This window comes from Sagittula sp. MA-2 (assembly GCF_030126985.1).
Lineage (GTDB): Bacteria > Pseudomonadota > Alphaproteobacteria > Rhodobacterales > Rhodobacteraceae > Sagittula.
This window is the reverse complement of sequence record NZ_CP126145.1, coordinates 2,601,624-2,625,964: the sequence shown is the minus strand read 5'-3', so window position 1 is coordinate 2,625,964 and position 24,341 is coordinate 2,601,624. Positions and strand designations below refer to the sequence as shown.

Here is a 24,341-nt window from a genome sequence, read left to right as displayed (position 1 = left end):
CGGAATAAACGCTAGCGCAGAAGACCTTACGTCAGGCGGGTGGTAATCTGTACAGGTCGCGGGGGACTGTTCCCGATGTGCATATTTCGTACTGATGTTACCACTTTCTTTCCCGTTTACCTCCCCCGCGACAAACCCTCAGGACGTACCCGAAAAAAGCCCGTCCGGCCGGATACCAGAGCCCGGTCGGACGGCACCCTGACGGTCGGGTGCCACCGCCGTCAGGGTGCATTTTGCGCGCCGAAATCCCGACAAAAACAGGCCCTGCGCACACCCCATGGGAAGGCCCGGTTAACCGGGCGCGCGGCAGGGCCAGGACAGATTGAAATCCGGTGAAGACCCGCCCCCGGGCAACCGTTCGTTCACCGAGGTTGACGCGCTGTAAGGGGTGAACCGGCCGTTTCGACCCCCTGAACCGGCCGGTTGTTAACCCTTTACGCCGCAGCGCAGCGGGAAAGCCTTGCCAGCCGGTAAACGGCGCTTTTGCCGCAGCCGGACGGCGCGCCGGAGTGAAACTCCGGCCTACGGACCGTCGCGCCCCGTGGCTGTCAGAGCGGCATGATCTTCAGCTTGGTGATGCGGTTGTTCTCGCGCGCGAGGACCTCGAACCGGAAACCGTGGAAGCTGAACACCTGGCCGACGGTCGGGATCACCTGCGACTCGTAGATCACCAGACCGGCAACGGTGTTGGCCTCGTCGTCGGGCAGGGTGAAGTCGGTGGCGCGGTTGAAGTCGCGGATCGTCATGTTGCCGTCAACAAGGAACTGGCCGTCGTCGGTGCGCAGGATCTGGTGGTCGGCCTGCGGGTCGTGTTCGTCCGCGATCTCGCCCACGATCTCCTCGAGGATGTCCTCGAGCGTGATCAGACCCTGAAGCGAGCCGTATTCGTCCACCACCAGCGCGAAGTGGGTCCGGCGGCGCAGGAACTGCCGCATCTGTTCGTCCAGCGCGGTGGTGTCCGGCACGAAGTAGGGCTTCATCATCACGTCGGTGATCTTGAAGCCTGCCAGCGCCTCGGCGATGTCCTTTTCGCCGGTGGTCAGCTTGTACATGGCGCGCAGCAGGTCCTTGGCGTGGATCATGCCGATGATGTTTTCCGGGTCGCCGCGGAAGACGGGCAGGCGGGTGTGGCTCGATTCGAGGCACTGCTGCAGGATGTCCTGCGGCGGGGTGTCGGCGTCGATCATCTCGATGTTGGAGCGGTGGAGCATGATCTCTTCGACGGTGCGGTCGCCCAGGTCGAGCGCGCCGAGGATGCGGTCGCGGTCCTCCTTCTGCACCACGCCTTCGGAGTGGCCGAGGTGCAGGGCGCCGGCGATCTCCTCGCGGACGGCGAGGATCTGGCTGTCGGGATCGGTGCGCACGCCGAAGACGCGCAGCACGCCCCGGACCAGCAGGCGCACGGCGGAGACCACGGGCGAGAACAGCCGGATCACCACCGCGATGGGCGCGGCCACACGGGCGGCGGCGGTTTCGGGGTTGGTGATGGCGTAGGTCTTGGGCAGCACCTCGGCGAAGATCAGCACGAGCAGCGTCATGAAGAGCGTGGCCCAGGCGACGCCGCTGTCGCCGAAGAGGTTGGTGAAGAGCGCGGTCGCCAGCGAGGTGGCGAGGATGTTCACCAGGTTGTTGCCCAGAAGGACGGAGCCGATCAGCCGTTCGTTGTCCTCGGTGATCCGCAGCGCCCGTTCGGCGCCCGAAGATCCCCTGTCGGAAGCAGCGCGCAGTTTCCCGCGCGAGGCGGCGGTCAGCGCCGTCTCCGACCCGGAAAAGAAGGCGGACAACATGATGAGGCCGAGGATCGCGCCGGAGGTGATCCAGAAGGCGGCGTCGAGGGTTCCGGTCTGCGGGTCCATGAGGGGTGTTCTCCTTGCTCTGGCCGGTTATGGGTGTGCTGGCGCGGCGGTTCAAGAGGCGCTGGCGGCGCGGGGCCGGAGAAGGAGCAAGACGTGACACGGTTTCTGTTCGATGGCGAGGCCGGGGCGCCGGTAACGGTGCTTCTGGCGCATGGCGCGGGGGCGGCGATGGACACGCCGTTCATGGCGGGACTGGCGACGGCGCTGGCGGGCTGCGGCCTGCGCGTGGCGCGGTTCGAGTTCGCCTACATGGCGGCGCGGCGCACGGGCGGGCCGAAGCGGCCGCCGCCGAAGGTCGAGGTGCTGAGCGCGGAATACGCGGCGGCGCTGGCGGATCTGCCAGGCGCGGGCCGGGTGGTCATCGGCGGCAAGTCGATGGGCGGGCGCGTGGCCTCGCTGATCGCCGACGAGGCGTTTGCGGCGGGGCGGATCGCGGGGCTGGCCTGTTTCGGCTACCCGTTCCACCCGCAGGGCAAGCCGGAGAAGCTGCGCACCGAACATCTGGCAGGGCTCAGGACGCCCGCGCTGATCTGCCAGGGCACCCGCGACCCCTTTGGCACGCAAGAAGAGGTGGCGGGCTACGCGCTGTCGGAGCGGATCGCGCTGCACTGGCTGGAGGACGGCGACCACGATTTCGCGCCGCGCAAGCGGGTCACCGGCCTGACGCAGGCGGATCACCTGAGTGCCGCCGCGCGGGCCTGTGCCGGGTGGGCCGGGGCGCTTTAGCGGCGCGCGTTGCCGGGGGCGCTCAGTCCTTCGCCATCGGATGGTGGTCCATCACGAGGTCGCGCAGGCGTTCCTCGAGGACATGGGTATAGATCTCTGTCGTGGCGACGTCGGCGTGGCCCAGCAGGGTCTGGATCGCCCGGAGGTCCGCGCCGTTGGCCAGCAGGTGCGTGGCAAAGGCGTGGCGGAGCGTGTGGGGCGTCACCTCCGACGGGGGGACGCCCGCTTCGAGCGCGAATTCCTTGATCAGCATGTAGAAGGCGTGGCGCGTCAGGTGCCCGGCCTTGCCGTGCGAGGGGAAGAGGAAGGGCGAGGGGACGGCGCCGGTGGCGATGTGCGCCTCCGACGCGGCGGCGTCGCGGGCAGAGAGCCATGTGGCCAGCGCCTCTCGCGCAGGGGGGGACAGGGGCACCATGCGTTCCTTGCCGCCCTTGCCGCGGATCAGCAGCATCCTCGGGTCGCCGCGCGCGGCGGAGACGGGGAGAGAGACCAGTTCGGTGACGCGCATGCCGGTGGCGTAGAGCACCTGCATCAGGCAGGCGTTGCGGGCGCGGTCGGCTTCGGTCCGGCCGTGGATGGCGGCGGCGTCGAGCAACCGGTCCACCTGTTCGACGGAGAGCGTCTTGGGCAGGCGCTTCTCGCGGCCGGGGCCGGCGATCTGGACCGCGGGGTTGTCTTCGCGCAGGCCCTCTTCGAAGGCGAAGCGGTAGATCTGCTTGATCGCCGACAGGCGGCGGGCGCGGGTGGCGCGCGAAAGGCCCAGCGTGTCGCAGTCGACGAGGTAGGATTCGACGTCCTTCTTCTGCGCGGTGGCGAAGTCGAGCGCGTGGTCGGTGAGCCAGTCGGCGACATGGGTGAGGTCGCGCTGGTAGGCGGCGAGCGTGTTGGCGGCTGCGCCGCGCTCTGCCGCCATGGCTTCGAGGAAGAGCGGCAGCCAGCGGGACGGGGCGAGCGTCATTGCAGGGCACGCTCCGCGTCGAGGATCATCAGTTCGAGGGCGGCCCGGCGGGCAGTGTCCTCGAGCCCGAGGGCGCGGAAGGTGGCGATGGCGTCGGTCAGGTCCTGGCCGTTGCCCTCCGCGCCGGAGGCGAAGAGCGCCATGGCCCGCAGGATGACCTCGCCCAGACGGCCGCTGTCGAGCTGGGTGGCCAGCACCTGCGGCATGGTCGCGCCCTCGGTGAAGCCGGCGGCCACGGCTTCGGCATGGGGCAGGGAGGGGAGTTCGTCCGGGGCGATGCCGCGGGCAATGTCGGTGAGGAAGCGCGCCTCGCGCCCGTCGTCGTCTTCGAGGGTGAGGGACAGGTCCTCGTACCCGGCGGTCAGGAAGCGGGCGCGGCGGGCCATCTGCTGCGCCCGTCCGTTCACGTCCACCTCGGCGATGTCCTCGGCGTAGAGATCGGCGAAGGGCGAGAGCATCCGCGCATGGGCCATCTGCGGCCAGACCTGCACCAGCGCGCGGGCCACGCCCTCGGGGACGCCGCGTTCCAGCGCCGCCTCGAAATCCTGAAGCGCCTTCACCCGGTCCCAGATCCCGCCGGAGGCGGCGGGCCGCCGCAGCGTGTAGATCCCCAGAAGCCGGTTCGGCGGCAGGCTGCCGGCGCGGGCCAGCCGTTCGGCGGCCTCGATCTGGGTGCGCCAGCCGTTGTCGCCCGACAGGTCCAGCACCGCGAAGGGCAGGGGCAGCGGCGCCGTGGGCAGCGGTTCGCCCAGAGCCTCGAACAGGCGGAATTCCAGCGGCGAGGGGCGGACCGGCGGCAGGAGCGCGCGGCCGTCGCCCGCCTCCGGATCGAGGAAGCGTGTCAGCAGTTCGGCCCGCCGTCCGCTGATGTCGCCCAGCGTGCGGGCGCTTTGCAGGATCAGCGCGGCGCGTTCCCAGTCGCCCTTGCGCGCGGTGCAGAACACCCGGAGCGACAGGTCCGACGAGAGCCTCGGCTGCACTTCGAGCTTGTCGCAGACGGGTTCGGACTGTCCCAGCAACAGCGAGAGATCGACCCAATGGGCAAAGAGCCTTGGGTCGTCGACCCCGGTGATGTCGAGAAGCGCCAGCGCCTCCTCGACCGCGCCCTGCGAGGTGAGCCAGTTGAGCCGCCCGTCGAGGAAGGCCAGCCGCGCGTCGCCCGCGGGCGGTTCCGCCTCGGTGAGGATCAGCGTGCGCATCAGCCGCTGCATGGCGGGGACGGGCAGTTCCACCGCGGCGATCAGCACGGCGAGGTTCGCCGGGTCCGACGCCTTCCACAGGGTCACCGGCAGCCCGGTCGTGGCGGGCGACAAAAGGCCCGCGGCGCTCGGGTCCGCCTCTGACAGGGGCGACGTTTCCACCGAGGGCGGCAGTGCGCCCTGTGCCACGGGTTCGGTCTGGGCCACGGCGCCCGCTGCCAGGGCTATTCCCATGGCAAGCACGGCGGTCCCGCCGAGGGCCGCCCGCCGAATCCTGTTCGGGTTCATCGGCCCTCTGCCCATGTCATTCCTCTTCCAGTTCGACCGGCACCCGGATTTCCGCCTGTGGCGGGCTGAAGTCCGCACCGAAATACGGCCCGACATAGGCGTACGCCGTCAAAGCGATCACCCCCAGTACGAGCAGATAGAAAAGCCACTTTATCAGTCGGCCCATATGGGCACCCCCTGCCTCACCTTTTTTCGCGTTTATACCTAGCCTTTTTGTCCCGTTCACGTCATTCACGCAACAGGCAAGACATGGGCAAGGAATGGCCGAAGGCACCTTTCACAAGGGTTTGATCCTGCACAAGACCGTTGTTTTCGTCGGCATGATGGGCGCCGGCAAGACCGCTGTGGGACGGACCCTCGCGGCGCGGCTTGGCGTGAAATTCCGCGACTCGGACCACGAGATCGAGGTCGCGGCGCAGATGAACATAGCAGAGATCTTTGCCCGCGACGGCGAGGATTTCTTTCGTCGCAAGGAAAGCCAGATCATCGGGCGGCTGCTGGACGGTGCGCCCGGCGTGCTGTCGACCGGCGGCGGCGCCTTCATGTCGGAGGCCAACCGCAAGATGATCTCGGCGCGGGGCGTGTCTGTCTGGCTGAACGCAGATCTGGAGCTGTTGTGGGACCGGGTGCGCCAGAAGGACACCCGGCCGCTTCTGAAGACCGAAGATCCCAAGGGCACGCTGCGCGGGTTGTATGACCGGCGGGTGCCGATCTATGCGCTGGCCGACCTGGCCGTGCGCTCGGAGCCCGGCATGTCGCTTGAGAAGATGGCGGCGCGCGTGGCGGATGCCCTGCTGGCAGAGCGCCCGGATGTACTGGAGGAACGCCCATGACCGAAACCGTAAGCGTGCCGCTGCCGGGGCGGGCCTATGACGTGCGCATCGGCGAAGGTTTGCTGGCGCGGGCCGGCGCAGAGATCGCGCCGCTGCTGAAACGGCCGCGCGTGGCCATCGTGACCGACGAAACCGTGGCCGCGGCGCATCTTTCGGCGCTGGAAACGGCGCTGTCGGCCGAGGGAATCGCCAGCGTCGCGCTGACCCTGCCGCCGGGCGAGGCGACGAAGAGCTGGCCGCAGTTCACCCGCACCGTGGAATGGTTGCTGGAACAGAAGGTTGAGCGGCGCGACATCGTGATCGCGCTTGGCGGGGGCGTGATCGGCGACCTCGTGGGCTTTGCCGCCGCGGTGCTGCGGCGGGGCGTGCGCTTTGTGCAGATCCCGACCTCGCTTCTGGCGCAGGTGGACAGTTCGGTGGGCGGCAAGACCGGCATCAACGCGCCGCAGGGCAAGAACCTGATCGGCGCGTTCCACCAGCCGTCGCTGGTGCTGGCGGATATCGGCGTGCTGGACACGCTGACCCCGCGCGACTTCCGCGCCGGGATGGGCGAGGTGGTGAAATACGGGCTTCTGGGCGATGCCACGTTCTTTGGCTGGCTGGAAGAGAACGCCGCCGCGGTGATCGGCGGCGACCGCGCGGCGCGGCAGCACGCGGTCAAACGCTCGGTCGAGATGAAGGCGGAGATCGTGCTGCGCGACGAGACGGAGCAGGGCGACCGCGCGCTGCTGAATCTCGGGCACACCTTCTGCCATGCGTTCGAATCGGCGACGGGCTATTCCGACCGGCTGCTGCACGGCGAGGGGGTGGCGATCGGCTGCGCTCTGGCGTTCGAGCTGTCCGCGCGGCTTGGTCTTTGTGCGCAGGAGGACCCGAGCCGGGCCCGCGCGCTGCTGGCTGAGGCGGGCATGAAGCGCGACCTGCGCGACATTCCCGGCGACCTGCCGGATGCAGAGGCGCTGCTGGACCTCATGGGGCAGGACAAGAAGGTGGTGGACGGGCGTTTGAACTTTATCCTCGCGCGCGGCATTGGCGCGGCCTTCGTCACCTCGGACGTGCCGCGCGACGCGGTGGCGGGGCTGCTGCAGGAGCAGCTGGCGGCGCGGTGAGTGTCCCGGTTCAGCGCGGGCGGCGCAGCACCATCAGTTCGCCGACGTTCTCGGACGTGACGTAGCCCAGCACACGGCCTTGCCGGTCGACGGCGGCCACGGCGGGCGCGGTCTGCAGGGCGTCCAGAACCTGCACCAGCGGCGCGGCCAGTCCCAGTTGCGGGATCTCTGAGGTCATGACCTCGGCCACGGGGCGGTTGGTGCTGCCCTCGGCCATGGCGGTGAAGAGCGCCTGCCGGGTCAGGAAGCCGAGGAGCGTGCCGTTGTCGTCCAGCACCGGGAATTCGTGCTGGGTGGTGCGGATCAGGGTCTGGCCCGCCATGCCCAGCGTGTCGCCGGGGCGGAGCCGTTCGAACTGGGTGATCATCGCGTCGCGCATGTAGAGGCCGCGGGCGATGTCGCGGGAGGAGACGTCCTGCGCCTCGCTCTCGGCGGCGAAGATCACGAAGGCGGCGATCAACAGCAGGATCAGGTTGCCGGAGGTCAGGCCCCAGACCGCCAGCAGCAGCGCGAAGACCTGGCCTGCGCGGGCGGCGATGCGGGTGGCGCGCACCCGGTCGGTGCCAAGCGCCAGCGCCGCGCGCAGCACGCGGCCGCCATCCATCGGGAATGCGGGGATCATGTTGAACAGCGCAAGCGCCAGGTTTACCGCAGCGATGCGCCCGGCAAGGTTGCCGGTGGCGGTGGGGTCCGAGAGCGCGTCGACGCTGGTGTCGGCGCCGAGCGCGATCAGCACCGCCCAGATCACCACGTTCACAGCCGGGCCAGCCAGCGCCACGGCGATCTCCTGCGCGGGACGTTCGGGCATCCGGTCGAGCCGGGCCAGACCGCCGATGGGCAGGAGGGTGATGTCGGGGGTGCGGATGCCGAAGCGGCGCGCCATCAGCGCGTGGCCGTATTCATGCGCCACCACGCAGGCGAAGAGCAGGACGACGAAGCTCAGGCTGTCGAGCGCCGCCGCCGTGCCGCCGCTGCTGTAGGCCGAAAGCCCGATCCAGCCCAGGAGCAGGAAGAACGTGGCATGCACCCTGAGTTCGGAGCCGAGCAGTCGGCCGACGGGAAAGGACCAGGACATGGGCGCTCCGTTGTTGTGACGGTCCACACATAACCCGTGACGCAGGGGATTGCAGGGGGTTTGCCCGCGACATTCACGCAAGGCTGCCTTGCCCTGCGCGAACAGGGTTGCAGACCGGAGACGCACCGAGTGCCGGGATCAGCCGCCGGTGTGGCTCATGTGGCGGGAGACGCGACCGTCGACGGTCTGGCGGGAATAGTCGAAATCGTGGCCCTTGGGCTTCAGCCGGATGGCGTCGCGGATCGCGGCCTCTAGCGGCGCGTCGCTCTCGGGATGGTTGCGAAGGGCGGCGCGCAGGTCGGCGTTGTCCTCCTGACCGAGGCACATGAACAGCTCGCCCGTGCAGGTCAGGCGCACGCGGTTGCAGCTTTCGCAGAAATTGTGGGAGAGCGGCGTGATGAAGCCGATCTTCTGGCCGGTTTCCTCCAGCCGCACGTAGCGGGCCGGGCCGCCCGTGCTTTCGGGCAGGTCGGTCAGGGTGTACTGTTCCGCCAGCCGGGCGCGGAGGTCGGTCAGCTTCCAGTACTGGTCCAGACGGTCCTCGTTGCCGATATCGCCCATGGGCATGACCTCGATCCAGGTCAGGTCCATGTCGCGCTCGGCGCACCATTCGGTGATCCGGAACAACTCGTCCTCGTTGAAGCCCTTGAGCGCCACGGCGTTGATCTTGACCCGGAGGCCCGCGGCCTGCGCGGCGTCGATGCCCTTCAGCACCTGCGGCAGGCGGCCCCAGCGGGTGATCTCGGCAAACTTGGTCTCGTCCAGCGTGTCGAGCGAGACGTTCACCCGGCGCATCCCGGCATCGTAGAGGTCCTGCGCGAACCGCCCGAGCTGGGAGCCGTTGGTGGTCAGCGTCAGCTCCTTCAGCGCGCCGGCCTCGAGGTGCCGGGTCATGCCGCGGAAGAAGGTCAGGATGTCACGGCGCACCAGCGGTTCGCCCCCGGTGATGCGCAGCTTTTCCACGCCCAGCCGGATGAAGGTCGAACACATGCGGTCCAGTTCCTCCAGCGTCAGCAGTTCCTTCTTGGGCAGGAAGGTCATATTTTCCGACATGCAGTACACGCAGCGAAAATCGCAGCGGTCGGTGACGGAAACCCGAAGATAGGAAATCGGGCGCTGGAATGGATCGATCAGAGGTGTCGTCATGGTCCTGAACCTAGGCCTCGGCGAGAATATGAGCAAGGGCGCGCGCATGATTGTGTACCAAAGGCCAAGGCGTGTAAGACAGGATGCGGGCAGAAAAGGACTTTCCCAATGATGAATCGCGTGGCGATGGCAGGCGCACTGGCGCTTGGACTGGCGGGGTGCGGCGACGGAGCAGGCCTGTTCCAGCCGAAGACCCCGCAGAAATCCGCAACGGCAGAGGCGACCTCGGGCGGGTCGCGGCCGCAGGCACGTGGCGATGCGGCGGTGACCGCCGCGCCGAAGCCCCCGGCGAACGCCCGCACCGCGGCGCAGTTCGACACCACCTCGGCCGAGGAAAAGCAGGCGGCGGCAACCAAGCCGGCAGACCCGGGCGGCGAGAAGCTTCTGGGCGATACCGTCGCCTCGCTGGGCGATCCGTCGCGGCCGGGGTTCTGGCTGGAAACGCCGCTGGTCTCGACGGCGCAGAAGGGCCGGGTGGAATACAAGGGCAAGAGCTCTCAGGTCGACCTGATCCCGATCGACGGGCCGTCCTCGGCGGGCAGCCGGCTGTCGCTTCCGGCGATGCAGCTGATCGGCGCGCCGCTGACCGACCTGCCGACGATCCAGGTCTACGCCGGGGGCTGATCCGGCCTTTTCCCATGGCTGTGCCCGCCGTGTGACGCGGCGGGCGGCCAGTTGCGGGCAGTCAGAGGTACTTCGACGCCTCGCGCACGGCGAAGGGTTTCATGGCAACGGAATGCGTTTCGAGGAAGGCCCGGACCCTGTCGGCGTCGTGTTTGGACAAGTCGCGCAGCCACCACCCCACCGCCTTCTGGATGAACCACGCGCCGTCCTGCGTGTAACCGGCGGCCCAGCCCAGCACGCGTTCGCGCGCGGCGATCTCTTCCGGTTTCGGGATGCTCAGGCGGGCCAGCGGCAAGGCGGCGACCAGCGCCGAGCGCTTTGTCCAGAGGTGATCGGACGTGGTCCAGCCTTCGAGCGTGTCCAGCCGTGAGAGGTCGGCCATGACCCGGCGCGACAGCGCGGAACAGGCGTGGTCGGCGATGGCCCAGCCGTCGAACTCCGGCACCCATGTGAGCATCAGGTCCCAGGCCGCCCTGTCCGAGGGGCGCATCCGTGCCTGCGTCAGCAGCTTGGCGGCGGCGATGCGCGCCTCGAACACGCCGGACTTCCAGAGTCCGTCGGCAAGTGCGGTGCGCTCGGGCAGGGAGAGGTCCTGCCGCCAGTCCTTTACCAGGTCGTTGATTGCCGGGTTGGGCGTGCCGAGGCAGGGGCGGTCGGTCTTGTGATAGGCGGCCATGCCGGGCGCGCGTTCCGGATCGGACTGCGCGCGCAGGGCGGAAAGGGCGTCTTCGGGGGTCATGCGATGAAGGTCCTTCGCGCGCGGTCCGAGAGGAAGAGGTAGGGCGTCCAGATCAGCAGGCTGATGGCGAGGCTGGCGAAGGTCTGCACCGTCGCGCCGTCGAACAGCGGAAGCTCCGGCAGCAGGTGGCGCACCGCCGCGATGTCCACGAGGTTCGCGGTCAGCGCCATCAGGTTGACGCCGAGGTAGAGCCGCGGGAAGGCCCATTTGCGCCGGAAGAACGAGGCCGCCAGCAGGAGCGTCGCCAGAAGCATCATGACCTGGAAGGCGAGTTCGCCCACCAGCACCACCGGCCAGAGCGGGTCGTAGTCGGGGGAGGCGGTGTCGGACATGATGTCGAAGGCGCCAGAGGCGAAGACGTCCCGCCAGAGCGTGGTGAGGTTCAGAAGGACAAGGAAGGGCGCCAGAACGATGCCCACCCCGAGAAGCACGAGCCAGCCGCCGATCGTCAGGGGGGCGGCGCGGGCCGGGGCGTCGGTCATTCGGATGCGAGGGGGGCTGCGTCCGCGGGGGCGGCCGTCCCGGTGGGGAAGCCGTCGATTGTGGTCGCGTTCTTCTCGGCCCAGTAGGCGCGCACGCCGTCGCGGCCCTTGCGGTCGGCCCAGTCGTGCAGCACGTCGCGTTCGCCCGCGTAGTCGAAGAAGGGCACGGCGTAGCCGCATGAGGTCTGGGCCATGTCCACCGCCATGTCGAAGACCTGCCGTGCGCCGGTTTCCTCGGGGAAGAGGCCGTTGAGCTCGGACCAGTCTGCGTCGCCTTCCTGCACGGTGCGCGCGGAGCCGTAGGCGCGCAGGATCATCGGCTGCTTTTCGAACCCGCACCACATGAGCGTCATGCGGTTGACCCGCTTCAGGTGGCCCGCGGTCTCGTTGCCCGACCCGGTCAGGTTGCGCCAGAGTATGCGGTTTGGCCCCATGATGCGCAGCGAATCCATCCCCTTGGGCGAGAGGTTCACGCGGCCCGTTTCCGCTGCCGTGGCCACGAAGACGATGTGCTGCGCGGCGATGAAGCGGCGGATCGGGTCGGTCAGGTGGTCGAATTGCTTGGCCATGGCGGCGGTCCTTCCGGGGTCACTCCACCGTCACAGATTTCGCCAGATTGCGCGGCTGGTCAACGTCCGTGCCCTTCGCGATGGCGGTGTGGTACGCCAGAAGCTGCGCCGGCAGGGCGTAGAGGATGGGCGTCAGGATCTCCGGCACCTCGGGCATCTGGATGACCTTCCACACGTCGTTGCCGGCAATGGCCGCGCCCGCGCTGTCGGTCACCAGAAGGACCTGGCCGCCGCGGGCCATGACCTCCTGCATGTTCGAGACGGTCTTTTCGAAGAGGCTGTCCTTCGGCGCCAGAACCACCACCGGCACGTTCTTGTCGATCAGCGCGATGGGACCGTGCTTCAGTTCGCCCGATGCATAAGCCTCGGCGTGTATATAGCTGATTTCCTTCAGTTTCAGCGCGCCTTCATGGGCGAGCGGATACATCAGGCCGCGGCCGAGGAACAGGATGTCGCGCGCTTCCGCCAGGCGGCGGGCGGCCTGGGCTATGACCTCGTCCCGGCCGAGGGCGGCGTTGAAGGTGCCGGGCAGCGCCCGCAGCGCGGTCAGGATGTCATCGCGCCGCTCGGGCGTCAGCCGCCCGCGATCCTCCGCCGCCTTCAGTGCCAGCAGCAGCAGCACCGTAAGCTGGCAGGTGAAGGCCTTGGTGGAGGCGACGCCGATCTCGATCCCGGCATGGATCGGCAGGGCCAGGTCGCTTTCCCGCGCGATGGAGCTTTCGGGCACGTTGACCACGGACCAGATAGCCGAGGCCTTGTCCCGGCAGTAGCGCAGCGCGGCCAGCGTGTCGGCGGTCTCACCCGACTGGGAGATGAAGAGCGCCGCGGTCTTCGGCGGGATCGGCGGCTCGCGGTAGCGGAATTCGGAGGCGATATCGACGTCCACCGGCAGGCCCGCGATCTGCTCGAACCAGTATTTCGCCGTGAAACCCGCAAGGTAGGCGGTGCCGCAGGCAGAGATGGTCAGCCGGTCGATGGCGGTGAAGTCGATGCCCGGATCGGGCAGGGCGACGCCGCTTTCGGTCAGGTAGGCGGACAGGCAGGCAGACAGGACCGAGGGCTGCTCGGCGATTTCCTTTGCCATGAAGTGCTTGTAGCCGCCCTTGTCAACGCGGGCGGCGTCCATGTTGATGGTGCGCGCCTCGCGGTTGACGCGGCGGCCCATGCGGTCACGGATCTCGATCGTCTCGCGGGTCAGGATGGCGCGGTCGCCTTCCTCGAGATAGGTGATGCGGTTGGTCAGCGGGGCGAGCGCGATGGCATCGGACCCCACGTAGTTCTCGCCCTCGCCATGGCCCACGGCCAGCGGGCTGCCCTTGCGCGCGGCGACCATCAGGTCTTCCTCGCCGTCGAACAGGAAGGCCAGCGCAAAGGCGCCCTCCAGCTCGTCGACGGTGGCCAGGGCGGCGTCGACCGGCGACTTGCCCTGCGTCATGTGGAGCTGCGTCAGCATGGCGACGGTTTCGGTGTCGGTCTCCGTCTCGGGCATCAGGCCCGCTTCGGACAGCTTCTCGCGCAGTTCCTTGTAGTTCTCGATGATGCCGTTGTGCACCACCGCCACCGGGCCGCACTTGTGCGGGTGGGCGTTCAGCTCCGAGGGGGCGCCGTGGGTGGCCCAGCGGGTGTGACCGATGCCCGACTTGCCGCGCAGCGGGTCGTGCACCAGCGCGTCCGACAGGTTGATCAGCTTGCCCACGGCGCGGCGGCGGTCGAGATGCCCGCCGTTCACCGTGGCGATGCCCGCGCTGTCGTAGCCGCGGTATTCGAGACGCTTCAGCGCCTCGACGAGGATGGGCGCGACCTCATGGGTCCCGAGAACGCCGACGATTCCGCACATGGCAGGTGTCCTTCTCAGTTCCGCTGCTTGGCCTTGCGGGCCTTCAGCATGTTGAACATCTTGGTGGCGAAGCCGTCCTTGATCGTCATCTCGGCCCGTTCGATGGCCATGGCGCCCGCGGGCACGTCCTTCGTGATGGTGGAGCCGGAGGCGGTCATCGCCCCGTCGCCCACCGTCACCGGGGCCACCAGCATGGTGTCGGAGCCGATGAAGGCGTTCTTGCCGATCACCGTGCGGTGCTTGAAGACGCCATCGTAGTTGCAGGTGATGGTGCCCGCGCCGATGTTGGTCTTCTCGCCGATCTCGGCGTCGCCGATGTAGGTCAGGTGGTTGGCCTTCACGCCCTCGTGCAGCACGGCGTTCTTCACCTCGACGAAGTTGCCGACATGCACGTCCTCTGCCAGTTCGGCACCGGGCCGCAGGCGGGCATAGGGGCCGACGACCGCGCCGCGCGACACATGCGCGCCCTCGAGGTGGCTGAAGGCGCGGATGCGGGCGCCGGTCTCTACCGTGACGCCGGGACCGAAGACGACGTTCTGCTCGACCTCCGCATCGCGGCCGATCACCGTGTCCCACGCGAAGAAGACGGTTTCCGGCGCGGCCAGCGTCACGCCGTCCTCCATCGCCTGCGCGCGCATGTAGGCCTGGAAGGCGGCCTCTGCCTGCGCGAGATCGGCGCGGGAGTTGACGCCCAGCGTCTCCGCCTCCGGGCAGCGGACGACGGTGGCGGTCAGGCCGCGCGCCCGGGCGAGGCCCACGATGTCGGTCAGGTAGAATTCGCCGGAGGCATTGTCGTTGCCCACCTCGGCGATCAGCGAGGCCAGGGTGGCCCGGTCGGCGGCCACGACACCGGAATTGCACAGCGTGATGGCGCGCTCGTCTTCGGTGGCGTCCTTGTACTCGACGATCTTCAGGAGGTCGTCGCCGTCGGTCACCAGCCGGCCGTAGCGGGCGGGATCGGCGGCCTCGAAGCCCAGCACCACCACGTCATGCGTGCGCCGCGCCTCCGTCATGGCATGCAGCGTCTCTTCGGAGATGAAGGGCGTGTCGCCATATAGCACGATCACGTCGCCGTCGAAGACCTCCAGCAGCGGCAGCGCCTGTCCGACCGCATGGGCGGTGCCCAGCTGTTCGGTCTGCAGGACGATGTGGGCGTCGGGGTCGTAATCCTTCGCCGCCGCCTCCACCGCGTCGGCGCCGTGACCGGCCACGACGATGGTGTGGTCGGGGGCCAGGCGATACCCGGCGCGCATGGCGTGCCAGAGCATGGGCGCCTGGGCGATGCGGTGCAGGACCTTCGGCAGGTCGGACTCCATCCGGGTGCCTTTCCCGGCGGCGAGGACGATCAGGGCTAGGGGCATGGGGCTCGATCTGGTTTGTTCTTCTCTGCCCGCCGTTTTATAGGCTTCACGGGCCATGACAAGCCGGGGCAGGGTCACGCTTGGTTGCGGGATGTGACACCGGCCGCCGATTCCGGCGGGCCACCACGGACGAACAACGGACAAGAGGGCAGGACCATGACGCGCTGTGTGATCTTCGATCTGGACGGAACGCTTGCGGACACCAGCGCCGACCTCGTCGCCGCCGCCAACGCCTGTTTCGAGCGGATGGGCCTCGACCAGCGGCTCGACCCGGTGGCCGATGCGGGCGTGGCGCTGAGGGGCGGCAAGCGGATGCTGACCGTCGGGCTGGAGCGCGCCGGGCAGTATTCCGTGGACGCGGTGGAGCGCTGGTACCAGCCGCTGCTTGAGGCCTATGCCGCGGCGCTCGACACCCACACGACGCTCTACCCGGGCGTGGTGGACCAGATCGAGGCGCTGCGCCGCGATGGCTACGCCGTGGGCATCTGCACCAACAAGCCCGCCGCCATGGCCGAGAAACTGATGACATCGCTGGGCGTGCGCGACCTCTTCGGCTCGCTCGTCGGCGCCGACACGCTGCCCACCCGGAAACCCGACGTGGCGCCCTACTGGGCGGCGGTCGACCGCTGCGGCGGGCTGCGCGGAACCTCGCTGCTGGTGGGCGACAGCGACACCGACCGCAAGACGGCGAAGGCCGCGGGCGTGCCCTGCATCCTCGTCACCTTCGCCCCCGAAGGCGAAGCGGTCCGCGACCTCAACCCCGAAGGGCTGATCGCGCATTTCGACGAACTGCCCGCGGAAGTCCGCCGCCTGATCGGCTGACCGTCCCCTTCATCTTGGCCGAAATACCTCGGAGGGGGCCCGGGGGAGGCAGCGCCTCCCCCGCGGATCGCCTGCCGCTGGGCAGGCGAAACCCATTGACCCCGCGGCGCGGCTCGGCGCAGATGACGCCATGACAGAACGCTTCACCGGCTCATTCACCCAGCAGGAACCGATCCCGGACGAGGGCATCGCCGCGGCCTTGGCCGTGCTGCGCCACGGGCGCCTGCACCGCTACAACACCGCCCCCGGCGAGCTGTCGGAAACGGCCCTCCTGGAACAGGAATTCGCGGGCTTCACCGGCGCGGCCTATGCGCTGGCGGTGGCCTCCGGCGGCTATGCGCTGGGGTGCGCGTTGCGCGCTGTCGGCGTGTGCCCCGGCGACAAGGTGCTGACCAACGCCTTCACGCTTGCGCCGGTGCCGGGGGCCATCGCGGCGCTGGGGGCCGTGCCGGTCTTTGTCGGGGTGACGGAGCGGCTGGTGATCGACCTCGACGATCTCGCGCTCAAGGTGCAGTCGAGCGGGGCGAAGGTGCTTATGCTCAGCCACATGCGGGGCCACATCTGCGACATGGACGCGCTCATGGCGATCTGCGATGCGGCGGACGTCACGGTGATCGAGGATTGCGCCCACACCATGGGGGCCTCGTGGAACGGCGTGCCCTCGGGGCGGCACGGCGCGGTCGGCTGCTATTCGACCCAGACCTACAAGCACATGAACTCGGGCGAGGGCGGTTTCCTCGTCACCGACGACGCGGAGATCGCGGCGCGGGCGGTGATGCTCTCGGGCTCCTACATGCTTTACGAACGCCACCTTGCCGCGCCGCCGCCCGAAGCCTTCGCCGAGGTGAAGTACATGACGCCCAACGTCTCGGGGCGCATGGACAACCTGCGGGCGGCGATCCTGAGGCCGCAGCTGGCCTCCCTCGGGGCGCAGGTGGCGCGCTGGAATGCGCGCTACGCGGTGGTCGAGGCGGGGCTGGCGGACACGCCGGGCCTGACGCTGGTCGCGCGCGATCCGAAAGAGGTGCCGGTCGGCTCATCCTTCCAGTTCCTGCTGCTAGACTGGAGCGACGAGGCCATCGCCGAGGTGCTCCGCCGCTGCGCCGCACGCGGGGTCGAGCTGAAGTGGTTCGGCGGGGCGGAGCCCACGGGCTTCACCTCGCGCTATGACAGCTGGCGCTACGTGGAGGCCGAGCGGATGCCCGCCTCCGACCGCATCCTGAAGGGTATCGTCGACATGCGCCTGCCGCTGACCTTCTCGGAAGAGGACTGCGCGCTGATCGCGCGGATCGTCCGGGCCGAGGTCGGCGCGGTCTATCAGGCCGGCTGAGCCAGCAGGCCGCGGGAGTCCAACGCGTGGCGCAGCGAGGTGAGGTGTTCGGCATAAGCCTGCCACGCGCCGTCGCTGCCGGTGTAGATGCCGTCGCGGACCTGCAACGAACTGGCGGTGGCGACCACCCGGTCGGACCCGCCGAAGGACAGGCAGGCATCGTCCCAGGGCAGCCGCAGCGCGTTGAGCAGGGCCGCAACGGTATCGCGCGGGGTCTCGGTCAGCGCGCTGTAGGACAGGCGGTGGATCGGCACGCCCTCTGCCTGCCAGTGGTCCAGCGTCTCGCGGTAGAGCGCCATGGCCCCGGCGATGTCGTCGAAATCATAGGCAAAGCCGTTGCCGGTCTTCACGAAACACTGCCGGAAAAGCGACCAGCCGAGCGCCATGGGATCGCGGTCGAGCGCCACGATCCGCGCCTCGGGGATCAGCGCGTGCACCAGCCCGACCAGCGGGAAGTTCAGCGGCATCTTGTCGACCACGAAGGCCTTGTCCACGCCGCGCTCGGCCAGCGCCCGGCGGTAGCCGTCGCGCAGCCGGGCGAGGGTTGCGGGATCGGGGGCGCCCTTGTCCGGGGTGCCGGTCATCATCGCTGGCAAGAGGTTCGCGCGCAGGAAGGTGCATTCCCCCGCCGTGCCGACCTGCGGGTGGGCCGACAGGATCGTTTCCGTCAGCGTGGTGCCGGAGCGGGGAAGCCCCACGACGAGGATCGGCACCGGCGCGCCGGGCGCGGGCTCCGGCAGGACGGGGAGGTCCTTCAGCCGCGCGACCTCTGCCGCGTAGGGTGCCAGCGACAGGCCGTGCGCCTTCTTTTTCTGGGCATTGCCGAGGGCATAGTGGCGAAAGGCCTCGCGCGGGCGGCGGAGGTCGTCGAAGGCCTTCCCGAGCGCAAAGTTGAGTTCGTAGAGCTCCGCCTCGGTCAGCTTGCCGGAGGCGGCGAGCTTCTTCATCTTCGCCAGGTGCGGGTCGCTGCGGGAGGTGTAGCGGCTGGTTTCCGCCAGTGCCCGGTGCGCGGCGCCGTTGGTGGGCTGGAGCCGGGTGAGCACGGCAAAGCGCGCCCGCGCCGTTTCCCGCGCGCCGTTCACATGGGCGGCGACGGCGGCCAGCCGCACCGCATGCGGGTCGTCGGGCAGGGCGTCGGCGGCGGCCTCTGCCGGGGCGCGCAGGGCCTCCATCTCGCCCAGGTCCATGAGGGTGCGGGCGAGGTCGCGGTAGAGCGCCGGCTTGTCGGGGTTGCGGCAGAGCGCCTCCGCCACGGCATCGCGGGCCTCCCTCGGGCGGCGCAGGGCGGTGAAGGCGTGGTAGAGCGCCTCGTGCGGGGTCGCGGCCTCCGGGTAGCGGGCGGCGAGCGCGCGGGCCAGGGTCAGCGCGGCCTCCGCCTGTCCGCCGTTCAGCAGCATGGCGAGGCGCTGCGCCTCCGCCGGGGAGGGGCGGGCGGCGCCGAGGCCGGGCAGGGCGGGCGGACGCAGCCGGTTGCGCAGGCGGTATGCGCGGGGCGCGTGCCGCAGGCTGTCCGGCAGCGCGTCGAGCAGGGCGCGCGCGCCATCCCTGTCGCCCGCGTCCAGCAGGCGCTCTGCCTCGTCGAAGTCTGACACCCCTGTTTCCTTCCTGTCCCGGCGGCGTTTGTCGGCGGGCAGTCTCTCCGGTTGGCGGGGGAAGGACAAGGGCGCGGCGTTTGCTTTGGCCGGGGCGGTGGAGGTTGGGGTGCGATCAGGCGGCGGGCGGCGATGCCTGTGCCGTGGAGAGCTCGGCCAGGCGGGCGTCGATGTGGTGCAGCCCGTCGAGCGTCAGCGGTTTCGTCATGAAGTCGCGCACCACCTGGAACGCGCGGGCATGGGCCTTGTCCTCCTCCCGCGCGGAGGTGGAGAGCATGATGACCGCGCTTTTCACGAAATGCGTGCCGAAGCGGGCGGTGGCGGCTTCGAGGAACTCGAACCCGTTCATGCCGGGCATGTTGATGTCCAGAAGGATGACGTCGATGTCCGGGCCGTCGCCTGCGGCAAAGAACGCCAGCGCGCTTTCGGCGCCGAGGTGCTGGTGCAGCGTGCCCACGAGGCCGGAGCGTTCGATCAGCCTTTTGTAGAGCTTCTGGTCGATGGGCTCGTCGTCGATGGTCATCAGATGGTCGATCATGTCAGGCTGCCTTCATCGTGATGGTGAACGTGCTGCCCTCGCCTGGGGCGGATCTGAGGGTGATGTCGCCGCCGTGGGTCTGCGCGATCCGCTGGCAGATCGGCAGCCCGAGGCCGGAGCCGTCGAATTCGGTCCGGTTGTGCAGCCGGGCGAAGAGCGCGAAGATCCGGTCCTGCTGGTCCTCCGCGATGCCGATGCCGTTGTCGCCCACGGTGAAGGCCACGGTGCCTTCCGACGCCTCCGCCGGGGCGATGGAGACCACGGGCGCCACGCCGGGGCGGCGGAACTTCAGCGCGTTCGAGACGAGGTTCTGGAACAGCTGGCGCATCTGCGGCGGGTGGGCGGCGAGACGGGGCAGGGGGCTGCGCCGGATCTCTGCCCCGGCACCTTTGATGTCGGCGCGCAGGTCGGTCAGCACCTGGTCCAGCACCGCGTCGAGGTCAACGTCCTCCCGCGTGAATTCGGTGTCGAGCGAGCGGGTGTAGGTCAGCATGTCCTCCACCAGCCGGTTCATGCGCGTCAGGACGCCGCCGAGGTCGCCGATCAGCTCTGCCGCATCGCCCGGCAGGTCGGTCTTCGCCTCGTCGAGGTCCTGCCGGACGGCGGCCAGCAGCATCAGCGCGGTGTTGGTCGGCGCCTTCAGGTCGTGCGAGATGGCATAGGTCATCTCTGCCTGTTCGCGGTTGATCTGCTGGAGCTGGCGGTAGGACATGGCGAGGTCGCGGCGGTGCCTGACCTCGGTGTCGAGCGCGGCCTCCTGCGCCTTCAGCTGGTGGAAGGCTTCGCGGGCGCGGGCGTGGTTGCGCAGTTCCTGTCCGTACAGCACCAGCAGCAGGAGACAGGCGAAAAGCGACGCCAGCATGGCGCGGCGCACGGGCTGGTAGGCGTCCCTGTAGGCGTTGCTGATGGCGCGTGTCGCCCTGTCGAGGCTTTGCCGGGCGTCGCGGTCCGACACTCGCACCATGGCGTCGACATCGCCGATGCTGTCCGTCGCGGCGCGCCGTCCCGAAAGGAAGTCGAGGTTGGCGCGGTACTGGCCGAGCGCCTGTTCGAACAGCGAGAGATCGACCTCCAGGCTGCGGTCGGCGGCCAGGCTGCGCAGGGTCGTCAGCGCCGCCATCGCACGGTCGTAATCGGCCATGGCATCGGCGATGTAATGCGGTTCGTCCGGCCGCAGGACCGCGTTCTTGAAGTCGTGGATGAAGCCCGTGTAGCCGGTCACCCGCTCCAGCTCGAGCGTGGTTTCGATGTGCAGGCGCCAGTTGGTGCGCACCTGATCGGAGGCGTACCAGAACCAGACGAAAGCGGCGCCGGAAATGGCGGCGCCGCCGAGTGTCACGGCACTGATGACGAGGTGTTGTCTGCGGCGCGGCATATCTTCGGCTCGGGTCGCCTTGCGTGGTCTGGTGTGGGTTCCGGCAGGCGCCGCGCGGGACATGCGCTGCCCGTTTGCTGCGGCGCCGCCGGAGTGCGGGCTTCGGTTCTTTGCAGGATGCGGGCGGAGGTCTTAATAATCCGTTGCCCCGGACGCGGAACTCAGGGAACCCTTGACGCAATGCTTTCTGCGTCGTTAAATGAACAAGCGTTCAATAAGGGGGAGGAGAGGCGATGTTCCTTGCGAGCATGCGGTTCGATCTGGGCGAGGATGTGCACGCATTGCGTGAAATGGCGCATCGCTGGGCCCAGGAACGGGTAAAGCCCATGGCGGCGGCGATCGACCGCGACAACGTCTTTCCGCCGGAGCTCTGGCCGGAGATGGGCGAGCTGGGCCTGCTGGGCGTCACTGTCGAGGAAGAGTACGGCGGCGCGGGCATGGGCTACCTCGCGCACACGGTCGTCGTGGAAGAGATCGCGCGGGCCTCTGCCTCTGTCTCGCTGTCCTACGGGGCGCATGCCAACCTCTGCGTGAACCAGATCCGGCTGAACGGCTCGGACGAGCAGAAGCGCAAGTACCTGCCGGGGCTGATCTCGGGCGCGCACGTCGGCGCGCTGGCCATGTCGGAACCCTCGGCCGGGTCGGACGTGGTGTCGATGAAGCTGCGCGCCGAGAAGCGCAACGACCGCTACGTGCTGAACGGCAACAAGTACTGGATCACCAACGGCCCGGACGCGGACACGCTGGTGGTCTATGCCAAGACCGATCCGGAGGCCGGCGCGAAGGGCATCACCGCCTTCCTCGTCGAGAAGTCGATGAAGGGATTCTCGACCAGCCCGCATTTCGACAAGCTGGGGATGCGCGGGTCGAACACGGCGGAACTGATCTTCGAAGACGTGGAAGTGCCGTTCGAGAACGTGCTGGGCGAGGAAGGCAAGGGCGTGCGCGTGCTGATGTCCGGCCTCGACTACGAGCGCGTGGTGCTGGCGGGCATCGGCCTCGGGATCATGGCCGCCTGCATGGACGAGATCATGCCCTACCTGCGCGACCGCACCCAGTTCGGCAAGCCCATCGGGTCGTTCCAGCTGATGCAGGGCAAGATCGCCGACATGTACACCGCGATGAACTCGGCCCGGGCCTATGTCTACGAGGTCGCCAAGGCCTGCGACCGGGGCGAGGTCACGCGGGCGGATGCGGCGGCCTGCTGTCTCTATGCCTCGGAGGAGGCGATGAAGCAGGCGCATCAGGCGGTCCAGGCGATGGGCGGGGCGGGGTTCCTGAACGATGCGGCGGTGGCGCGCATCTTCCGCGACGCCAAGCTGATGGAGATCGGCGCGGGCACGAGCGAGATCCGCCGGATGCTGGTCGGACGCGAGTTGATGGGGGCGATGTGAGCGGAGCGCCGGGTGCGGCTGTCGGGGGCCGTTCGGGCTGGTCCGGGTCAGCGCCTTGCGTGCAGAACGCTCGGCTGCGGACGCTTTTCGCGAACCCGCCGCGGTGACTCCGCGTTGGGTCATGTGGCTGCCGCTTGGCGTGCTGGTGACTTGCGGGGCGCTGTTGGCCTTCCGCTATGGCTGGATAGATGCCAACCTGACGGAGAGCGCGGCGATCGAGGCCTACGGGCGACGCTACATGCGCGAGGCGGGCGCCCCGGCGGCGGATTGCACCGGGGTGCCGGGGCAGGGCGTCTGGCTGGTGGTCCGCTGCGGGCCGGAGGCGGCACGCTGGGAATACCGGGTGAACCGGTTCGGGGGACTGGTGGAGATCACCCGTCCGAACGGAATGGGAGAGGGGATATGATGCTCAGGATCATCGGCATGGCGCTTCTGGCGATGCCCGTCGCGGTGACGTTGCCGGTCGGGGCTTTGGCGCAGGACCTGGCGTTCTCGCCGCAGGTCATCGCGGACTGCGTGTCCTCGGGCCAGCCCTTCGAGGAATGCATCGGCGCCGCGGCTGAGGACTGCATGGAGCGCAACGGTTCCGCCACCGTGGTGATGAGCGCCTGCTACGGCGCGGAGGCGGACTGGTGGGATGCGCGGCTGAACGAGATTTATTCGGGCGTCATGGCCGAGGCCAAGGGCATGGACAGGGAAAACGGCGAACACGCCCCGAGCCAGGCGGAAGCGTTGCGGCGGATGCAGCGGGCCTGGATCGCCTACCGCGACGAGACCTGCAGCTACGAGGCGAGCCTCTGGGGCGGGGGCACGGGCTCCGGCCCGGCGTTCAACGCCTGCCTCATGCGGATGACGGCGGAGCAGGGCCGCTACCTCGACACCGCGTCGATCAACTGATGCTGGAGCGCGCGGACACATACGAGGCGCTGCGGGCGGGCTTCAGGTGGGAGATCCCCGACCGGCTGAACCTTGCGGAACAGGTCTGCGACGGCTGGGCCAACCGCGAACCGGAGCGTCTGGCCATCCTCGACCTCTCGGAAGAGCGCGCGGAGCGGGTGTCTTACGCCCGGCTCCACGCCCTGTCGCTGCGGGTCGAGGACGTGCTGCGGCGCCGCGGCGTGGCGGAGGGCGACCGGGTGGGCGTGCTGCTGAGCCAGTCGGCGCTTTGCGCGGCGGCGCATGTGGCGGCCTGGCGGATGGGGGCAATCAGCGTGCCGCTCTTCAAGCTGTTCCGGGAGGACGCGCTGCGTTCGCGGCTGGAGGACAGCGGCGCGCATGTCGTGGTGACGGACACGGAAGGATCGGGGATGCTGGCGCCTTTCGGGGTGGTGCCCGTGACCCGCGCCGACCTGCCCGAGGAGGGCCGGGGCGGCCCGGTTGCGCAGACCGGGCCGGAGACGCCGGCGGTGCTGATCTACACCTCCGGTACGACGGGCAAGCCCAAGGGCGCGCTGCACGGCCACCGCGTGCTGACCGGCCACCTGCCGGGCGTCGAGATGAGCCACGACTTCCTGGGCCAGGAGGGCGACATGCTCTGGACGCCGGCGGACTGGGCGTGGATCGGCGGGCTGTTCGACGTGCTGATGCCCGGTCTGGCCCTGGGCGTGCCGGTGGTGGCCGTGCGGGAGGCAAAATTTTCGCCGAAAATTTTGACGCGCGTGGCGAAGGCCGGTGCCCGGAATGTCTTCCTGCCGCCCACTGCCCTGCGGATGCTGAAGGCGGAGGATGCCTCGGTCCGGGGGCTGCGCTCCGTGGCGTCGGGCGGGGAGCCATTGGGCGCCGAGATGCTGGCCTGGGGGCGTGCGGCGCTTGGCGTCACGATCAACGAATTCTACGGCCAGACCGAGTGCAACATGGTGGCGTCGAGCTGCGGTGCGCTGTTCGACGTGCGGCCCGGGTGCCTCGGCCGCGCGGCGCCGGGTTTCGACGTGGGCGTGATCGACGCGGACGGGCAGGAGACGGAGGGCGAGGGCGACATCGCGATCCGCCGCGGCGCCGGGTCGATGATGCTGGAATACTGGAACAATCCCGCCGCCACGGCCGAGAAGTTCCGGGGCGAGTGGCTGGTGACCGGCGACCGGGGCGTGATCGAGGACGGCTTCATCCGGTTCGTGGGGCGCGAGGACGATGTCATAACATCCGGCGGCTACCGGATCGGCCCGGCGGAGATCGAGGATTGCCTGATGACCCATCCCGGCGTGGCCACCGTGGGTGTGGTCGGCAAGCCGGACGCGATGCGCACGGAGATCGTCAAGGCCTACGTGGTGGCGAAACAGGGTGCCTCGGTGAGCCCGGAGGAGCTGCAGGACTGGGTGAAGGCACGGCTGGCCGCACACAGCTATCCGCGCGAGGTGGCGCTGGTCGAGGACCTGCCGATGACGGTGACCGGCAAGGTGATCCGCAAGGAACTGAAGCGCCGGGCCGTGGCCGAAACCGAAGGAGGCGGGGCGTGAGCGGTGTGTCCACCGGGTTCGCGTGGCTTTTGGGG

General features: G+C 69.0%; 24 protein-coding genes. 10 read left to right on the top strand and 14 right to left on the bottom strand.

Annotation, left to right across the window (positions count from 1 at the left end; translation table 11 throughout):
- Positions 1 to 548: 548 nt before the first annotated feature.
- Positions 549 to 1,856 carry an HlyC/CorC family transporter gene (locus tag QNI11_RS12840; RefSeq protein WP_283980431.1) on the bottom strand — a complete coding sequence of 436 codons (1,308 nt, stop codon included), beginning with the start codon at positions 1,854 to 1,856 and terminating at the stop codon, positions 549 to 551.
- Between the two features lie 93 nt (positions 1,857 to 1,949).
- Here QNI11_RS12840 and QNI11_RS12835 point away from each other — a divergent pair, with 93 nt between their 5' ends.
- Positions 1,950 to 2,582, top strand: a complete 633-nt coding sequence (locus QNI11_RS12835; RefSeq protein WP_283980430.1) for an alpha/beta family hydrolase — start codon at positions 1,950 to 1,952, stop codon at positions 2,580 to 2,582.
- A gap of 22 nt (positions 2,583 to 2,604) precedes the next feature.
- Here QNI11_RS12835 and QNI11_RS12830 read toward each other — a convergent pair whose 3' ends face one another.
- From QNI11_RS12830 to QNI11_RS12820, 3 genes are read right to left on the bottom strand one after another with little or no spacing between them, the layout of a single operon-like run.
- Positions 2,605 to 3,540 carry a site-specific tyrosine recombinase XerD gene (locus tag QNI11_RS12830; RefSeq protein WP_100930180.1) on the bottom strand — a complete coding sequence of 312 codons (936 nt, stop codon included), beginning with the start codon at positions 3,538 to 3,540 and terminating at the stop codon, positions 2,605 to 2,607.
- Entirely contained in the window at positions 3,537 to 5,042 is a 1,506-nt protein-coding gene (locus tag QNI11_RS12825; protein WP_283980429.1) for a hypothetical protein, read from the bottom strand. The genes QNI11_RS12830 and QNI11_RS12825 overlap by 4 nt, the downstream gene beginning before the upstream one ends.
- 1 nt (position 5,043) lies before the next feature.
- On the bottom strand, positions 5,044 to 5,193 hold the full coding sequence (locus tag QNI11_RS12820; protein ID WP_198521754.1) for a hypothetical protein: 150 nt from the start codon (positions 5,191 to 5,193) through the stop codon (positions 5,044 to 5,046).
- 94 nt (positions 5,194 to 5,287) lie between these two features.
- On the opposite strand from QNI11_RS12820, the gene QNI11_RS12815 reads away from it, so the two are divergent.
- Positions 5,288 to 5,860 carry a shikimate kinase gene (locus tag QNI11_RS12815; RefSeq protein WP_100930182.1) on the top strand — a complete coding sequence of 191 codons (573 nt, stop codon included), beginning with the start codon at positions 5,288 to 5,290 and terminating at the stop codon, positions 5,858 to 5,860.
- A complete protein-coding gene (gene aroB, locus QNI11_RS12810) occupies positions 5,857 to 6,969 on the top strand; it encodes a 3-dehydroquinate synthase (RefSeq protein WP_283980428.1) in 1,113 nt (370 codons plus the stop codon). The genes QNI11_RS12815 and aroB overlap by 4 nt, the downstream gene beginning before the upstream one ends.
- Before the next feature lie 10 nt (positions 6,970 to 6,979).
- Here the strand turns inward: aroB and QNI11_RS12805 are convergent, their stop codons facing one another.
- Positions 6,980 to 8,044 carry a site-2 protease family protein gene (locus tag QNI11_RS12805; protein WP_283980427.1) on the bottom strand — a complete coding sequence of 355 codons (1,065 nt, stop codon included), beginning with the start codon at positions 8,042 to 8,044 and terminating at the stop codon, positions 6,980 to 6,982.
- A gap of 138 nt (positions 8,045 to 8,182) precedes the next feature.
- The gene (gene moaA, locus QNI11_RS12800) at positions 8,183 to 9,190 is read right to left on the bottom strand and encodes a GTP 3',8-cyclase MoaA (RefSeq protein ID WP_100930185.1); all 1,008 of its coding nucleotides are present in this window, start codon (positions 9,188 to 9,190) and stop codon (positions 8,183 to 8,185) included.
- Positions 9,191 to 9,298: 108 nt separating this feature from the next.
- Here moaA and QNI11_RS12795 point away from each other — a divergent pair, with 108 nt between their 5' ends.
- Positions 9,299 to 9,814, top strand: coding sequence for a hypothetical protein (locus QNI11_RS12795; protein ID WP_100930186.1), 516 nt, complete (start codon positions 9,299 to 9,301; stop codon positions 9,812 to 9,814).
- A 61-nt stretch (positions 9,815 to 9,875) separates the two neighbouring features.
- Here QNI11_RS12795 and QNI11_RS12790 read toward each other — a convergent pair whose 3' ends face one another.
- Genes QNI11_RS12790 through glmU form a run of 5 tightly spaced genes read right to left on the bottom strand, consistent with a single transcriptional unit; the run spans position 9,876 to position 14,802 of the window.
- Positions 9,876 to 10,553 carry a DNA alkylation repair protein gene (locus QNI11_RS12790; RefSeq protein WP_283980425.1) on the bottom strand — a complete coding sequence of 226 codons (678 nt, stop codon included), beginning with the start codon at positions 10,551 to 10,553 and terminating at the stop codon, positions 9,876 to 9,878.
- Positions 10,550 to 11,035, bottom strand: coding sequence for a DUF2569 domain-containing protein (locus tag QNI11_RS12785; RefSeq protein WP_283980424.1), 486 nt, complete (start codon positions 11,033 to 11,035; stop codon positions 10,550 to 10,552). Before QNI11_RS12785 ends, QNI11_RS12790 begins: the two co-directional genes overlap by 4 nt.
- Entirely contained in the window at positions 11,032 to 11,604 is a 573-nt protein-coding gene (locus QNI11_RS12780; RefSeq protein WP_283980423.1) for a pyridoxamine 5'-phosphate oxidase family protein, read from the bottom strand. Before QNI11_RS12780 ends, QNI11_RS12785 begins: the two co-directional genes overlap by 4 nt.
- 19 nt (positions 11,605 to 11,623) lie before the next feature.
- Positions 11,624 to 13,441, bottom strand: a complete 1,818-nt coding sequence (gene glmS, locus QNI11_RS12775; RefSeq protein ID WP_283980422.1) for a glutamine--fructose-6-phosphate transaminase (isomerizing) — start codon at positions 13,439 to 13,441, stop codon at positions 11,624 to 11,626.
- Between the two features lie 14 nt (positions 13,442 to 13,455).
- On the bottom strand, positions 13,456 to 14,802 hold the full coding sequence (gene glmU / locus QNI11_RS12770; protein WP_100930191.1) for a bifunctional UDP-N-acetylglucosamine diphosphorylase/glucosamine-1-phosphate N-acetyltransferase GlmU: 1,347 nt from the start codon (positions 14,800 to 14,802) through the stop codon (positions 13,456 to 13,458).
- Between the two features lie 156 nt (positions 14,803 to 14,958).
- Between glmU and QNI11_RS12765 the strand changes: the two genes are divergently transcribed.
- Positions 14,959 to 15,624, top strand: coding sequence for an HAD-IA family hydrolase (locus QNI11_RS12765; RefSeq protein ID WP_283980421.1), 666 nt, complete (start codon positions 14,959 to 14,961; stop codon positions 15,622 to 15,624).
- Positions 15,625 to 15,754: 130 nt separating this feature from the next.
- Positions 15,755 to 16,954: a DegT/DnrJ/EryC1/StrS aminotransferase family protein gene (locus QNI11_RS12760; RefSeq protein ID WP_283980420.1), complete on the top strand. Its 1,200-nt coding sequence runs from the start codon at positions 15,755 to 15,757 to the stop codon at positions 16,952 to 16,954.
- On the opposite strand, the gene QNI11_RS12755 is transcribed toward QNI11_RS12760, so the two are convergent.
- The 3 genes from QNI11_RS12755 to QNI11_RS12745 form a co-directional block, all read right to left on the bottom strand.
- Complete coding sequence (locus tag QNI11_RS12755; RefSeq protein ID WP_283980419.1) at positions 16,942 to 18,546, bottom strand: sulfotransferase; 1,605 nt, start codon at positions 18,544 to 18,546, stop codon at positions 16,942 to 16,944. The genes QNI11_RS12760 and QNI11_RS12755 overlap by 13 nt on opposite strands.
- A 115-nt stretch (positions 18,547 to 18,661) precedes the next feature.
- Complete coding sequence (locus QNI11_RS12750; RefSeq protein ID WP_254698211.1) at positions 18,662 to 19,084, bottom strand: response regulator; 423 nt, start codon at positions 19,082 to 19,084, stop codon at positions 18,662 to 18,664.
- A 1-nt stretch (position 19,085) separates the two neighbouring features.
- Positions 19,086 to 20,459 carry an ATP-binding protein gene (locus QNI11_RS12745; RefSeq protein ID WP_157815044.1) on the bottom strand — a complete coding sequence of 458 codons (1,374 nt, stop codon included), beginning with the start codon at positions 20,457 to 20,459 and terminating at the stop codon, positions 19,086 to 19,088.
- A gap of 233 nt (positions 20,460 to 20,692) precedes the next feature.
- On the opposite strand from QNI11_RS12745, the gene QNI11_RS12740 reads away from it, so the two are divergent.
- The 4 genes from QNI11_RS12740 to QNI11_RS12725 all read left to right on the top strand — a co-directional run bounded on the left by QNI11_RS12740 (position 20,693) and on the right by QNI11_RS12725 (position 24,306).
- Positions 20,693 to 21,853, top strand: coding sequence for an isovaleryl-CoA dehydrogenase (locus QNI11_RS12740; protein ID WP_283980418.1), 1,161 nt, complete (start codon positions 20,693 to 20,695; stop codon positions 21,851 to 21,853).
- Between the two features lie 103 nt (positions 21,854 to 21,956).
- Positions 21,957 to 22,259, top strand: coding sequence for a hypothetical protein (locus tag QNI11_RS12735; protein WP_283980417.1), 303 nt, complete (start codon positions 21,957 to 21,959; stop codon positions 22,257 to 22,259).
- Positions 22,256 to 22,750 carry a lysozyme inhibitor LprI family protein gene (locus tag QNI11_RS12730; RefSeq protein WP_283980416.1) on the top strand — a complete coding sequence of 165 codons (495 nt, stop codon included), beginning with the start codon at positions 22,256 to 22,258 and terminating at the stop codon, positions 22,748 to 22,750. The genes QNI11_RS12735 and QNI11_RS12730 overlap by 4 nt, the downstream gene beginning before the upstream one ends.
- On the top strand, positions 22,750 to 24,306 hold the full coding sequence (locus QNI11_RS12725; protein WP_283980415.1) for an AMP-binding protein: 1,557 nt from the start codon (positions 22,750 to 22,752) through the stop codon (positions 24,304 to 24,306). The genes QNI11_RS12730 and QNI11_RS12725 overlap by 1 nt, the downstream gene beginning before the upstream one ends.
- Positions 24,307 to 24,341 lie beyond the last annotated feature (35 nt).